Source organism: Desulfosporosinus acididurans, assembly GCF_001029285.1.
Classification (GTDB): domain Bacteria; phylum Bacillota; class Desulfitobacteriia; order Desulfitobacteriales; family Desulfitobacteriaceae; genus Desulfosporosinus; species Desulfosporosinus acididurans.
Genome location: NZ_LDZY01000010.1, coordinates 94,684 through 108,812, shown reverse-complemented (window position 1 = coordinate 108,812; position 14,129 = coordinate 94,684). Strand labels below are relative to the sequence as shown.

The 14,129-nt window shown below is 44.6% G+C and carries 17 protein-coding genes; all 17 read left to right on the top strand.

Annotation, left to right across the window (positions count from 1 at the left end; genetic code table 11):
* The first annotated feature begins 40 nt into the window (after positions 1 to 40).
* The gene (locus DEAC_RS14735; protein WP_047810937.1) at positions 41 to 388 is read left to right on the top strand and encodes a response regulator; all 348 of its coding nucleotides are present in this window, start codon (positions 41 to 43) and stop codon (positions 386 to 388) included.
* A gap of 2 nt (positions 389 to 390) precedes the next feature.
* Complete coding sequence (locus DEAC_RS14730) at positions 391 to 861, top strand: FliO/MopB family protein (RefSeq protein ID WP_053006452.1); 471 nt, start codon at positions 391 to 393, stop codon at positions 859 to 861.
* Positions 861 to 1,628, top strand: a complete 768-nt coding sequence (gene fliP, locus DEAC_RS14725; protein WP_047810835.1) for a flagellar type III secretion system pore protein FliP — start codon at positions 861 to 863, stop codon at positions 1,626 to 1,628. The genes DEAC_RS14730 and fliP overlap by 1 nt, the downstream gene beginning before the upstream one ends.
* Before the next feature lie 18 nt (positions 1,629 to 1,646).
* Positions 1,647 to 1,919 carry a flagellar biosynthesis protein FliQ gene (gene fliQ, locus DEAC_RS14720; protein ID WP_047810834.1) on the top strand — a complete coding sequence of 91 codons (273 nt, stop codon included), beginning with the start codon at positions 1,647 to 1,649 and terminating at the stop codon, positions 1,917 to 1,919.
* 38 nt (positions 1,920 to 1,957) lie between these two features.
* On the top strand, positions 1,958 to 2,737 hold the full coding sequence (fliR, locus tag DEAC_RS14715) for a flagellar biosynthetic protein FliR (protein ID WP_047810833.1): 780 nt from the start codon (positions 1,958 to 1,960) through the stop codon (positions 2,735 to 2,737).
* On the top strand, positions 2,734 to 3,783 hold the full coding sequence (gene flhB, locus DEAC_RS14710) for a flagellar biosynthesis protein FlhB (protein WP_200903145.1): 1,050 nt from the start codon (positions 2,734 to 2,736) through the stop codon (positions 3,781 to 3,783). Before fliR ends, flhB begins: the two co-directional genes overlap by 4 nt.
* Before the next feature lie 36 nt (positions 3,784 to 3,819).
* Positions 3,820 to 5,877, top strand: a complete 2,058-nt coding sequence (gene flhA / locus DEAC_RS14705) for a flagellar biosynthesis protein FlhA (RefSeq protein WP_427846271.1) — start codon at positions 3,820 to 3,822, stop codon at positions 5,875 to 5,877.
* On the top strand, positions 5,867 to 7,021 hold the full coding sequence (flhF, locus tag DEAC_RS14700; protein WP_047810830.1) for a flagellar biosynthesis GTPase FlhF: 1,155 nt from the start codon (positions 5,867 to 5,869) through the stop codon (positions 7,019 to 7,021). Before flhA ends, flhF begins: the two co-directional genes overlap by 11 nt.
* On the top strand, positions 7,014 to 7,880 hold the full coding sequence (locus DEAC_RS14695; protein WP_047810829.1) for a MinD/ParA family protein: 867 nt from the start codon (positions 7,014 to 7,016) through the stop codon (positions 7,878 to 7,880). Before flhF ends, DEAC_RS14695 begins: the two co-directional genes overlap by 8 nt.
* A gap of 33 nt (positions 7,881 to 7,913) precedes the next feature.
* Entirely contained in the window at positions 7,914 to 8,558 is a 645-nt protein-coding gene (locus DEAC_RS14690; RefSeq protein ID WP_047810828.1) for a flagellar brake protein, read from the top strand.
* 4 nt (positions 8,559 to 8,562) lie between these two features.
* The gene (locus DEAC_RS14685; RefSeq protein ID WP_047810827.1) at positions 8,563 to 9,159 is read left to right on the top strand and encodes a chemotaxis protein CheC; all 597 of its coding nucleotides are present in this window, start codon (positions 8,563 to 8,565) and stop codon (positions 9,157 to 9,159) included.
* Positions 9,156 to 9,638: a chemotaxis protein CheD gene (locus DEAC_RS14680; RefSeq protein ID WP_047810826.1), complete on the top strand. Its 483-nt coding sequence runs from the start codon at positions 9,156 to 9,158 to the stop codon at positions 9,636 to 9,638. Before DEAC_RS14685 ends, DEAC_RS14680 begins: the two co-directional genes overlap by 4 nt.
* A gap of 5 nt (positions 9,639 to 9,643) precedes the next feature.
* Positions 9,644 to 10,027 (top strand): hypothetical protein, encoded by a 384-nt coding sequence (locus tag DEAC_RS14675; RefSeq protein ID WP_047810825.1) that lies wholly within the window; start codon positions 9,644 to 9,646, stop codon positions 10,025 to 10,027.
* 2 nt (positions 10,028 to 10,029) lie between these two features.
* Positions 10,030 to 10,782: a FliA/WhiG family RNA polymerase sigma factor gene (locus DEAC_RS14670; protein WP_047810824.1), complete on the top strand. Its 753-nt coding sequence runs from the start codon at positions 10,030 to 10,032 to the stop codon at positions 10,780 to 10,782.
* A 68-nt stretch (positions 10,783 to 10,850) separates the two neighbouring features.
* Positions 10,851 to 12,572, top strand: a complete 1,722-nt coding sequence (locus DEAC_RS14665; RefSeq protein WP_047810823.1) for a flagellar hook-length control protein FliK — start codon at positions 10,851 to 10,853, stop codon at positions 12,570 to 12,572.
* A gap of 15 nt (positions 12,573 to 12,587) precedes the next feature.
* Complete coding sequence (locus DEAC_RS14660; RefSeq protein WP_047810822.1) at positions 12,588 to 13,109, top strand: flagellar hook capping FlgD N-terminal domain-containing protein; 522 nt, start codon at positions 12,588 to 12,590, stop codon at positions 13,107 to 13,109.
* Between the two features lie 100 nt (positions 13,110 to 13,209).
* Entirely contained in the window at positions 13,210 to 14,100 is an 891-nt protein-coding gene (locus DEAC_RS14655; RefSeq protein WP_047810821.1) for a flagellar hook-basal body protein, read from the top strand.
* Positions 14,101 to 14,129: the final 29 nt, after the last annotated feature.

Below are 14,129 nucleotides of genomic sequence, written 5' to 3'. Positions count from 1 at the left end.
TGTTAGAAGTTTAAAGGAGGAAAATTGTGTGAGTTCTGTAATGATCGTTGATGATGCTGCTTTTATGCGTATGATGTTGAAGGATATTTTGACCAAGAATGGGGTCACCGTAGCCGGTGAGGCAGAAAATGGGGCTATTGCCGTGGAAAAGTATATGGAACTGCAACCGGATTTAACGATTATGGACATTACAATGCCGGAAATGGATGGACTTCAGGCGGTTAAAGAAATCGTTAAGCGGGATCCGAAGGCGAAGATCATTATGTGCAGCGCTATGGGCCAACAGTCTATGGTTATCGAAGCAATTCAGTCCGGGGCTAAAGATTTTGTCGTCAAGCCCTTTCAAGCTGATCGTGTTATTGAGGCTGTCACAAAGGCGTTGAAATAGTCATGTTCAATCAAGACCAATCGTTTCCTTCGAGTGGCAGCATTACGCCTGTAGCACAAGCCGGCTCCTCTTGGTGGGGGCTTATAGGAACGTTTGTGGTTTTCCTTTTAATCTTGCTCGTATCACTTTGGATCATTCGCCGTCTCAACCAGGCGAAGATTCGAAGCCTCAATGCTCCTTGGGCTAGGGTTCTTGACCGTCAGGTCTTAAGTGGACAACAAAGCTTATACTTAGTCGAAATTGCAGGTCAATTACAGGTCTTGGGGGGATCAGATCATCATCTCCTTAAGCTGAGTGAGATTAATGATCCTGAGGTTGCTGCAGAAATTTTGGAAGAGATAGCTTCACGCCCTGTTGAAAAAGTTGAGGGTTGGATTATGAATTTGGCCAAACTTTGGCGAAGAAGACATCTCCGCCGGAAGGGGATTTTTCCGGAAGAATTAGACCGTTTGCTTGAGGAGGACGAAAAATAATGCATTCTTCAAGCAGATTTCAGAAACTGTTTAAGTGGGGAATTCCATTAGGCTTAGCTTTGGGGATGGGGATGTTGGCGGATCCCCAAAATGTTTTTGCGGCTGGAGTTACCTTGGATCTTGGAACGTCTACCTCACAGCAAATGGGGACATCTCTGCAATTATTGATGGCCTTGACAGTCTTGACGCTGGCACCGTCAATTCTCATGCTGATGACCTCATTTACACGCATTATAATCGTGTTGTCCTTTGTCCGAAATGCTCTGGGGACCCAGCAGCTCCCTCCCAACCAGGTTTTAGTGGGTTTGGCTTTATTCCTGTCCTTCTTTGTGATGGCTCCGACCTGGAATCAGATCAATACGAATGCCATTCAGCCCTATATGAAAAATCAGATCACCCAAACTGAAGCTTTAACCAAAGCTGAGGAGCCCTTAAGAGATTTCATGTTTAAGCAGACGCGGGAAAAGGATTTGGAACTTTTCGTAGGGCTGGCTAAAATGGAGCGTCCTAAAACGTATCGCGATATTCCGACATATGTTCTCATTCCTGCTTTTGTTATCAGCGAATTAAAGACAGCTTTTCAGATGGGATTTGCGATCTTTATTCCCTTTATGGTTATCGATATGATCGTTTCAAGTACTCTCATGTCTATCGGCATGATGATGCTGCCCCCGATGATGATCTCATTGCCTTTTAAAATACTCCTATTTGTTCTCGTGGATGGCTGGCATTTAGTAGTGCAGTCCCTGGTGACCAGTTTCAAATAAGGAAAAGGAGAACGTGATGTGAGTCAGAATACAGTGCTATATTTAGCCAAAGAAGCTCTGGGAACAGTGATTCTCGTGGGCGGACCTGTTCTTGGTGCCAGCTTGATTGTAGGCCTATTAGTCAGCATCTTTCAGTCTATGACTCAAATTCAGGAACAAACCCTTTCCTTTATTCCTAAAGTAATTGCTGTAGTTGCCATTCTTCTTATACTGGGTCCTTGGATGTTGTCCGTCATTACAGCCTTCACCACAAACTTGCTGAATCAGCTGGCTTCATTTGGGAATTTATAGAACCTTTAAAATAGCGTCTTGACACAGGAGGGAAGAAATTGAGTCTAGCGCAAATTCTCCAATGGAACCTCTCCTTATTTTTACTGATTCTTTCCCGTTGGGCCGGAATGATAATCTTGGCTCCTGTGTTTGGCGCCAGAGGTGTCCCGACATTTATCAGGCTCAGTTTGGCGGGTTGTTTTACAGTGATTGTCTATCCCTTGATCTTTGCCACCCATCCGACAATTCCCAGTGAACTATTACCTTATATTGCAGTCGTTATGAAGGAAATTTTTGTGGGACTGGTCATTGGCTATGTTGTTTATTTACTAACTGCCATTTTCCAGGGTGCAGGGCAGCTTATAGATTTTCAGATGGGTTTTTCGATGGCTTCAGCCATTGACCCGGTTTATGGAGCACAAAGCCCTCTGACGGGCAACTTTCAAATGATCCTGGCTACGATGCTTTTATTAGCGACGAATGCTCATCATTATTTGATTGCGGCTATGGTCAAGAGTTATGCCTACATTCCTCTTAACCCGTCAAAACTGCCTATTGATTATCTCTATTTCGCCGGTCTTGTTGCTCATGTTTTCTCTTTATCCGCTCAAATCGCTTTGCCTGTGTTTGGGGCCCTTGTTGTTTCAGATATCGGGGTGGGCCTTTTGATGAGAACCGTGCCCCAATTTAATATTTTTTCCGTTGTTTTTCCCGTAAAGGTCATCTTTGGACTTATTATTTTAATACTTACCGTACCATTTTTTGGTGAAGCTGTTTCTCACCTCTTCAATATCGATATGACCTGGCTCTTGAATTTATATCAGGGGTGGAAGCAGTGAGTGAGAAAAAACATCCGGCTACAGCCAAACGACGCAGTGAAGCGCGTAAAAAAGGTCAGATTTTTAAGAGTCAGGAAATCATTTCTTCCTTTATGCTTTTAACCGCTGTGGCGGTTCTCAAGTTCTGGCTTCCGGTTATGCTGGAGCGTATGGCGGGACTATTTCCCTATGTTTTGAACCTTTCTTTCGAATGGACTGAGAGTTCTGTTGCCAGCCTTATGGTTAACCTTTTGTGGATCGGGATTCAAATTGTGGGGCCAATTTTAGCCGCTGCCTTAGTTGTTGCTTTAGCAGCCAATTATCTTCAAGTTGGAATTCTTTTCACCTTTGAACCCTTGCAACCGCAGATTTCCCGCTTAAGTCCCATCGGTGGCGCAAAACGAATGTTTGGCGTCAAGGCTTGGGTTGAATTAGCGAAATCAATGACAAAAGTGATTCTGATCGGTTATTTCTTATATGCAAGTGTTCGTGACAGACTTCAGATCTATCCTGCCCTTCAGCAACTGGACCTGGGGCAGGGGGCGGTTTTTTTAGGTCAGGCTGTGCTGGAACTGGGCTGGAAAATCTCAATTTCCTTTTTCGGCTTGGCGATTTTGGACTATTTTTATCAGCGCTGGGATCATGAAAAACAATTACGTATGTCTCATGAAGAATTGAAACAAGAATTTAAGCAAACTGAGGGTAATCCAGAGATCAAGAGGGAAATCAAGCGAAAACAGCGTGCTTTAGCTTTGAGCCGGATGATGCAGGATATGAAAAAGGCTGATGTCGTCGTCACCAACCCAACACATTATGCAGTTGCTCTTCGCTATGATTTGAAAGTGCAAAGCGCGCCCTACGTTGTTGCCAAAGGGCAAGATGAAATCGCCTTGCGGATGCGGGAATTGGCTAAAGAATATGGACTTGTAATCATGGAAAATAGGCCCCTGGCTCGGGCTCTCTACGCTCAAGTAGAGATTGGTCAGGGAATTCCGGAAGAACTTTACAAGGCTGTTGCCGAAGTCCTGGCTTTTGTTTATCGTTTGAAGAAAAGGAAACGAGCATGAGGATGACTAAAGGAGGAACCTTATTTGGCCGTATCGATGAAACGCCGGTTATTAAATAATACAGACGTTATAGCAGCAATCGGGATGGTAGGCATCGTGGTCATGATGGTTATCCCTCTGCCGGCAGCCTTATTGGATCTGTTAATAACTCTTAATATTACGGGATCAGTCTTAACTTTAATGATTGCCTTTTTTGCCAAGGAGCCTTTAGAGTTCTCGGCTCTCCCTTCCCTTTTATTGACTATGACCTTGTTTCGGCTGTCCTTAAATATCTCGACAACACGCCTTGTCCTTCTCGACGGTTATGCCGGACAAGTCATCCAGCAGTTTGGGCAATTCGTCATTCGCGGCAACGCAGTTGTCGGTTTTGTCGTCTTCTTTATCCTGGTGATTGTGCAATTTATAGTTATCACCAAAGGGGCTGAACGTGTTTCAGAAGTGGCTGCTCGTTTTACCTTGGATGCTATGCCCGGAAAGCAGATGTCCATTGATGCTGACCTTAATGCCGGGATGATTAACGAACTGCAGGCTCGTGAAAGGCGGAAAGGTATACAGCGGGAAGCTGACTTTTATGGAGCTATGGATGGTTCCACAAAGTTTATTAAAGGGGACGCTATCGCAGCTATTATTATTATGGTTGTTAATATCCTGGGAGGTTTTATTATTGGTGTGGCCATGCAAGGCCTGCCTTTGCTTGATGCTCTGAACAAATATACGATTCTAACCATCGGCGACGGCTTGGTTTCCCAGATACCGGCGCTGTTAATCTCTACAGCGACAGGCCTTGTAGTGACTCGGGCAGCCTCAGACAACAGTTTAGGGCAGGATTTGAGCAAACAGTTGTTCCAAAATCCTACGACGCTTTTTATTACGGCCGGAGTTTTAATAACTTTAGCTCTCTTAGGTTTACCGCCGACCCCTATGTTTATAGTAGCAGCATTTTTAATTTTTGCCGGTTTGGCAATCCGAAAAAAATCCAAGGTTTCTGTTGTTAAGGAAACTGTTGCCGCTCGGGAATCGGAGATTGCTGAGAGCAAAAAACCGGAAAATGTCTTGAACCTTTTGCATGTTGACCATATGGAACTGGAACTTGGCTATGCCCTGGTAGCCTTAGTTGATGTTCAGAGAGGCGGGGATTTGCTGGACAGAATCGTGCTCATTCGCCGGCAAATAGCCAGTGAGCTTGGGTTTATCGTTCCGGTGATTCGGGTTCGCGACAATATGAACTTACAGCCTAATCAATATCTCATTAAGATTAGGGGAGCGGAAATTGCTGCCGGTGAGATCCAGGCTGATCATTATATGGCCATGAGCAGCGGCATGGATGACGATGCTATTCCGGGAACACCGACCAGAGATCCGGCCTTTGGACTTGAAGCGAAATGGATCAATGCTATGTACCGCGAACAAGCAGAGCTTAAGGGCTGGATGGTTGTAGATGCTCCGACAGTTTTAGCCACCCATCTTACGGAAGTCATTAAGACGAATGCCTGGGAGATTCTTAATCGCCAAGATGTAAAAACGCTTATCGATCATGCCAAGGAACAAGCTCCTGCCGTGGTCGAAGAGCTCATTCCAGACATACTCAGTCTGGGACAAGTTCAGAAAGTCTTAGCGAACTTGCTGCGAGAAAGAGTCTCCATCCGAGATATGGTATCGATCTTAGAAACCTTAGCCGATCAAGCTCAAACCACGAAAGATATTGACCGCCTGACAGAACATGTCAGACAGGGATTAGCGCGTCAGATTACGCAGCCCCTAGTCGGCAAGGATAAAACGTTGTCTGTCCTTACGCTGGATCCGAAAAGTGAGCAGCAAATTCTCGACAGTATTCAGCCATCTGATTACGGCTCTTTCTTAGCCTTAGATCCGAAGCTATTACAAGTCTTTGTCCAAAATCTTTCGCGAGAGGTGGAAAAATTTATGCTTAAAGGGCTTTCACCCGTGCTGGTTTGTGCTCCGCTCGTCAGAATTAACATCAAACGAGTTACTGAGCGGCAGCTTCCACATCTCATCGTGCTTTCATATAACGAATTGGTCCAAGGTATACAAGTTCAAGCAATAGGAATGGTGGGGATGGATCGTGCGAGTTAGGCGGTTTGTAGGTGATAACGTTGCCGAAACGATGGGGAAAGTTAAAAGAGAACTTGGATCAGAAGCCGTTATTCTTCAGACACGTGAATTTCGCGAAGGAGGCTTTCTCGGTCTTTTTGGCACGATGAAGGTTGAAATTACGGCGGCTATCGAGGAAAAACCGGCACTTGGCCTTAACACTCCGAGATATGAATTTAAGCGCGACGAGGAAAGAGCAAGCAAAGTTCCTCCCGTTTTAGATCCTCCAGTCCAACAGGAAATTTTTCAAAATGATCTAAAGTCTATGCATTTATTGTTGAAAAAATTAAATCAGAACATCGAGATCCTAGGAAGTGAAAAAAAGGTCTGGCCCTCAGTTCTGCAAAAATGGGCAGATCGTCTCCAAAACCGAGGAGTTAGTGAACCTTTGATTAAGTGCCTAATCGGGCATGTACAACAAATTCTGCCGGAAGATAAGTGGGAGGACGACAACCAAGTTTATGCGCAGATTGGAGCAGAAATGATACAAATCTGCGGAGCAACGGGTCCGATCCAGACAGATAGAGAGAAGCCGAAGGTCATTGCTCTCATTGGTCCGACAGGTGTTGGCAAAACGACAACGATTGGTAAACTGGCGGCCGGTTTTAGTATTGTTGATAAGCGAAACGTAGCCTTGATAACGGCAGATACGTATCGTGTCGCTGCCGTTGAGCAAATCAAAACTTTTGGCGAGATTATAGGAGTGCCCGTAGATGTCGTAATGACACCCTCCGAACTTCAGGCGGCCATGAGCCGTCATCAGGATAAAGATTTGATTTTTATAGACACTGCAGGCCGAAGCCCCCACCATGATTTGCATATGTCGGAATTAAGGGCATTTTTGAAAAAGGCAAACCCTGATTACACAATGCTTGTTATGAGTGCGACGACACAGCTTGCGGATCAGTTAAAGATCTATCAACGTTTTAAAGACTTGTCGACACATTTTATCTTTACAAAGCTCGATGAGACTGAGAGCCCTGGGATGATCTTGAATTTCTTGGATCAGGCAAAACTCCCGACAGCCTATTTAACAAACGGTCAAAATGTCCCGGATGATATTGTTGCTGCTAACTCAAATCGGTTGGTACGCTTTGTGTTTGGAGAGGGGAAGCGCAGTGAATGATCAAGCTAGCGCCTTGCGTAAGTTAGTCTCGAATGAAAAACACGAACAAACGAAAATGAGAGTTCTTGCTGTGACCAGCGGCAAAGGGGGGGCAGGGAAAACTAATTTCACGGTTAACATTGCCTTGGCCTTAGCTGGATACGGAAAACGCGTCATTATTCTTGACGGAGATTTAGGCCTTGCTAATGTTGATATTTCGTTTGGCCTTACCGCTAAGTATACTATTGAACATTTATTGGCCGGAGAAAAATCCATTGAGCAGATTCTCCTTACTGGTCCTCAGGGGATTATGATCATTCCGGGTGGTGCCGGAGTTCAAGATCTTGCCAACATGGAAAGGGACAAGATTGCTAATGTACTAACGAATCTTGGACGTCTGGAGGGGTTAGCTGATGTGCTGCTAATTGATACGGGAGCAGGGATTGGGCACACAGTAACCAACTTTCTGCGGGGAGCTGACGAGATTATACTCCTGACAACGCCGGAACCCACGGCTTTGATTGATGCTTATGGTGTACTTAAAACCTTGAATAAAGAAGCGATAAAGGTACCAACGCATGTTGTTGCCAACAGGGTACGAACAGAAGGTGAAGCACAGGCGACCTTTACGCGCCTGGAAACTGCAGCCAGCAGGTTTCTAAAAGAATCGATTGACTCCTGGGGCTGGGTTTATGATGATCCTTTTATGGGCCGTGCTGTTATGCAGCAGGTTCCTTTGGGAATCGGCTATCCTGAAAGTTCAGCCTATCGCTGCATACAGTGGATTGCCAGCACGATTGTTGGGGCAAACAATCATCCGCCTCGTCAAGTTGAGGGAATCAAGGGCTTTTTGAGCAAATTGCTTCGTTCCCATTCGTAAGGCCAAGTCAATAAGTTAAAGGGGGGAATGATTTTGGCATATAGTGAGAAGCTTTCACACGGTCTTGCTATAGATCTTATCGTGCTCGATGGAGAATATTGTGGAAAATATCGAACCCGCATTGAGGAAGTAGGAGAAAAAATCCTCACAGTAGGCGCACCTTACGAAAAAGGCGAAGTTGTGCCCCTGCGTGAAGGGACGAAGGTTATTATTACTTTTTGGGATAATTTATCGGCTTATGAGTTTGAGGGGGAGATTATGCAACGGATTGCTGTTCCCATACCGCTTTTCGTCTTGAAATTTCCTGATGCCATTAAAAAAGTTCAGCGCCGAAATTTTGTTCGAGTCCCTGCCTCCTTTTCTATTTCCTATAGAACTGTGACTGATGAAGGGCTAAGTGATCTTTTCAGAGGTACGATGGTTGACTTAAGCGGCGGGGGTGTACGCTTTATTACCAATGAATCGGTGGAGAATAAAGCGCTGCTTTATGTTCTTTTAGGTATTCCTAACGGAGAAATTCAGACTTCAGGCCGTGTTTGCCGGACAGCGAAGATCGAAGAAACGAAGCGTTATGATGTTACTGTCGAGTTTAGTGATCTTACAGAACGAGAAAGAGACCATATCATTCGCTGTGTTTTTGAACGACAACGAGAAATGCGCAAGAAAGGGTTGATATAGAACTATGGAAGTAACACAGTGCCAACTGGATGCCTTGCGTGAAATCGGAAATATTGGCTCCGGCCATGCTGCTACGGCCTTATCCACCCTCTTACAACGACGGATTGATATGTCTGTACCAGAAGTTTGGGCAGTTCCTTTTGAACAGATTACGGCGATCGTGGGACAATTGGACACACCTCAGGCGGTCATTTATGTCAAAGTTGAAGGGGATGCTCCCGGGAAAGCGGTTTTTTTCTTCCCTGTCGAAAGTGCTGGAATTGTCGTTCAGGCTCTTTTCGGGACCGGCGAAGAAAGGGATCTTTTCAGCGATGAGATGGCACAGTCGGCTTTGAAAGAGGTTGGAAACATCTTGGTGAGTTCTTTCCTGATTGCTTTAACGGAGTTTTCTGGTATCCCTCTTCAAGCATCAGTACCGGCGCTGTCCGTAGATATGATAGGGGCACTTTTAGACGCAATTTTTCTCGAGGAAGGGACGCTGGACGATACTGTGTTGTTTATTGATACGCAGCTTTCCGGATTGCCAAAAATTGAAGGACAATTCATCTTTCTGCCTGATGAAGGTTCTTTGGAAAAATTATTAGGGGCAATGGGATTATGAGTGGGATTATCACTGTCGGCATGGCTGATTTTAAAACTGCGAAATCTCCGGATCTATTAATGACAGCCGGATTAGGGTCTTGCATCGGAATTTGCGTCTATGACCCAGCTCTAAAATTGGGTGGGATGGCCCATATTATGCTGCCTACTTCAATAGGAAGTCAAGGCGGGAACCCGATGAAGTACGCAGACACTGCTCTGGAGCTCATGTTGAGGCAAATATTAGATATGGGAGCAAGTCAATCTCGTCTTAAAGCTAAAATCGCTGGCGGTGCACAGATGTTTTCGTTTCCGGGAAAAACGCCTGTTCTCAAGATCGGAGACCGCAATGCTGAAGCAGTAGAACAAGAACTGAAAAAACACAGAATTCCGCTGTTGGTTTCTGATGTCGGCGGAAGTTTTGGCAGAACGATTCATTTTAATGTGGCGACAGGGGAACTACGCATTCGAACCATTAATCATGGGGAAAAGGTGGTTTAGCGACCATGAAAAGCAACCCGAATTTCACGGTCTGGTTGATGCGCATTTCTATTGTAGTTGCTCTGATTGTTGCTTTACTTAGTTGGATCAATGGGGTGGAGATATTTAATGTCATTGTGCGGGCGGGCGTTTCCTTTGGAATAATGTTTCTGCTCTTAATAGGAACCTTAAGAGCCTTTGAGAAAACTGCTTTGCCGCAGCCTGGACCGGATAAGAACGAAGCGGGACGCGGAGGGTTAGTTGATTTTTCCGTCGGAGAGGATGATCTTACCTCATTTATGCAAAGTTCTGATGTTCCCGGGCAGGTAGACAAAGATTTAAGTTTAGGCTTACCGGACAGCAAGAAACAAGCCGATATTATACGTCGAATGGGTTGGGGAGGTGAGTAGACTTGATACCAAATGCTTATGAATCCGTTTCACGGGGACAATTGAAACAAGAGTATATTGAACGGTATTTACCTTTAGTCAAACGTATTGCCGGACGTTTATCTATGTCTCTCCCGCCCCATATTGAGGAAGATGATATCATAGGATATGGAGTTTTCGGGCTGCTCGATGCCATTGATCGTTTCGAAGCTGCTCGCGGGTTTAAATTCGAAACTTATGCTTCCATACGGATTCGAGGAGCTATGATCGATGGATTACGAACGATGGATTGGGTCCCTCATTCTGCCAGACAAAAGGTAAAACGAGTTCAAGACGGTTTTGCAGAGCTGGAATATCAGCTGGGGCGTGCAGCTACTTCTGAAGAAGTTGCTGAAATGCTGAACGTTAAGGTTGAAGAAATCAACGGGATTTTGGCACAAGCTCAGGTGCTGACCTTGACGTCCTTTGATGAAACGACAGTCGATAATGAAGGTGACAGCAGCGGCTCGCCCCTTAATTTACTTATTGATGATGACGCTCAAGAGGCCTACCAGGCGATTGAAAAAGAAGAACAAAAAAAGATCCTTGCTCTGGCTGTGGAAAAATTGCCGGAGAAAGAAAAGTTAGTCATTGCTCTTTATTATCAAGAAGAACTTACGCTAAAGGAAATTGCCGCTGTCTTAAAATTATCAGAATCCAGAATATCCCAGCTCCATTCCCAAGCGATTATGCGCTTGCGGGGAAGACTTAGCCGTCAAAAGAAAAATTTGTTCTAAACGTTCTAATGTTTTAGGGGAACTTTGTCGATAAAACTAATAGAGTTATGAAGGAGGTGATGGCAGGCATGGCAAGTATTGATGTCCTTTCGGAAGTTCCTAAGGGCGGCAGCAAGACAGGAAATGCATCAACCACCAAGGGAAAAACTGCGGCAGACAGTTCTGGCAACGCTGCAAGTGCTTTCGCACAAATGCTTAACGGTCAGATTCAAAGCAAATCAGCCGCAGATACGAAAGGGCAGAGTTCTGGAGCAAGTCACGATGCACAGGAAAAGCAGAATAGTCAAAACTCCAAGCATATCTCAGAGAACACGTCCAATGAACAGGGAAGTGTGATGGGGTATGCTAATTTGGCGTTGTCTTTTCTTGCTCAGATGAGGCTGCAGAACAAATTTCCGGCAGGCAAGGAGGCTAATTCCGGAAACGAAGCAAGCCTGGAGGCAGGGAATTCATTGACTGTTAACTCATCAATGTCTAAGGGTTCGCTCTTAGACGGTAAGAACCAGGAGTTAGCTCTGGTGAATCTTCTCTCTCAGTCTTCAGATGAGGTTTCTTCCCAGTTAGGGACGACAATGGTGAAATCTCAGGGGGGTAACCCAGCAATTTCGGAATTGGATAATTATAAACAGGTTATCGCAGATCTATTGAAAGAACTTTCTGGTAAAATTACTGATATTTCAGGAAAAAGTACTGCCTCAATTTCAGGAATTGATCTGAAAAATGTTGATGCTAAGTCTAACCAAGATTTAGCCAAAATCATCCAAGGCTGGCTTATGGATGTAAATGGGCAACAAGTAAGTCAAGAATCGTCTGCCGGCCTGACAATAGGGGTTGGTAAGGATAACGCCTCGACTTTGGATTTGAATACTTTTTTACAAGGTATTCTCGGTTTCTTACAGGATGAAGGAGAAAAAGGCAATCAAAATACAGATTTGTACGCCAAGCTCGATAGCTCGGTCACGGGGTCTAACGAGAACAAATCGGTTCAGGACTCAAAAACTTCTTTGTTGACGACTCTAAGCAATTTGCTTAGCGAAGAAAACAAGGGTGCTGAAGATACAGTTTTGTCGTCTAAGACTGAAGGTTTGGTCGCTGGGTTTGACAAGAACAGCTTTGTTTCGAGCGCAAAGTCTTTCTTACAAACCTTTTTGAATTCGCTTGCCGGTAATGGAGGCGAAAGCTCCAAAGATGCAGCCTTGTTGACGAAGGTTAAAGGAATTCTAAACAAAGAACTGATTAATGAAACGGGCACGAAATCCAATGAACCTTCAGAAGTAAAAGCTATGCAAAATCAAGATCAAAATCCTCTTTTGAATATAGGGCTAACCAATAATATTACAGCAGCTAACGTTACAGACGGCAAGACAACCGCTATACCGGTCTATCAACAAATTTCTGCGGCAGTTAGTGAGCAGCTTATGAACAAGCCGCAGGTTTTGAAACAGTTGGACATTCAGCTTCAGCCGGCAGATTTGGGCAAGATTCAAATTGATCTGCGCTGGGAAAATGGGCAGGTTCACCTTCAAGTTCAGGCTTCTCAAGCCGCAACAGGCCAGCTGCTGCAAAATCAGTTGCCGGATCTGCGTCAAGCTCTGGAGAATCAAGGAATAAACTGCGGCATGCTGCAAATGGGCATGGGCGGTAAAGACCAACGGAACTCTCATGGTAACGAGTCCTCCCAAACTCGTCAACCCAAAATAAACGTTGCTGAGGACGAAGATATTATACCAGCCCATAAAATTTCTGTCTTTGAAGAAGATGGAAGCAATCAAATTAATGTAACGGCATAAGGGGAGGTATGTTCTTTGAGTACTGCAATTGATACGACTAATTCCACAAACAGTACAAACAGTACAAACAGTACAAACAGTACTAACAGCAATGCATCCCTCGGAGAAAATGATTTTCTCGATTTACTTGTAACCGAGATGGAAAATCAAGATCCTACGAGTCCGATGGATAATACACAATCTGTTGCTCAATTGGCACAGTTTAGTGCTCTGCAGCAGATGACTAATGTTGCTACAGCTATGAATACGTTGAATCAAACCTTTTCGGAATACTATCAACAATCCTTACTTTCGCAAGGAGCTGCGATGATCGGCAAATCGGTGAGCGGCCTGGATAAAGATGGTAAAACAACTATTTCCGGTACGGTTGAATTGGTAAAGTGGTCTGACGGAAATCCTATGCTGGAAGTTCGTGAGTCCGACGGAACACTCGCGGATTTGGATATGAGTATGATTACGCAGGTTCAGGATGCTTCCTCTGCATCGAATACAACAAATTCAACTGATCCATCGAATACAAGCAAAACTACTAATTAAGAAACTATATTCGTTTCTGGTACTTAGTCAAAAGAAGTCATTATTTAAAGGATAGGATTTACATTTCGAACGGGAAACATAAAAAGGAGGAAATACGGCCATGATGCGTTCGCTTTATTCAGCAGTTTCCGGGTTAAAAGCCCATCAAACAGATATGGATGTTATTGGAAATAATATTGCCAATGTTAATACTACGGGGTTTAAGAGCAGTCGGGTGGACTTTGCTACAGCTTTGAGCCAATCTATTAGAGGTGCAGGCGCGCCAAATGTGGCGTCAGCAGGTTCTCCTGCCATTGGAGATACCGGTGGTACAAATCCGATTCAGGTAGGTTTGGGGACTACGGTGGGAGCGATTGACCAAGATATGTCACAGGGAAGTAATGAGTCTACTGGGGTTGATACAGACATGATGATTCAAGGGAATGGATTCTTTGCTTTACAGAATGGTAATCAGATTGTATATACTCGCTCAGGCGCATTTAAATTTAATGCCGATGGGTTCTTAGTAGATTCCACGACTGGGGCGTATGTGCTAGACGCAAGCAGTACAGTACCTCAGGGTTCTACTTCCGCTAGTCCAAAGTATATTCAAATTCCGGATGGTGATACTTATGGTATTGATTCTACAGGAAAAGTAACCGCTTATAAGTCTGATGGTTCGGAAGACACGAGTTACGGAGGAAATATCGGAATTGCCTTGTTTGCCAATCCTTCTGGATTGACAAGCATAGGAAATAACTATTACTTACCGTCAAACAATTCAGGGGATTCTACTAACACTACTAATCCTGCCCTGTACGGAAACGGAGGTTCCAGTAATTATCCTTCAGGAACTACCTTAGTGACTGGTGCTCTGGAGATGTCCAACGTTAATCTTTCTCAAGAGATGACCAATATGATCACTGCTCAGCGTGGATTTCAAGCTAACTCTCGGGTTATTACCGTTTCCGATACCCTTTTGCAAGAACTGATTGATCTCAAACGTAGTTAATCTTCGCCCATTAAGGGGTAAAACAAAGA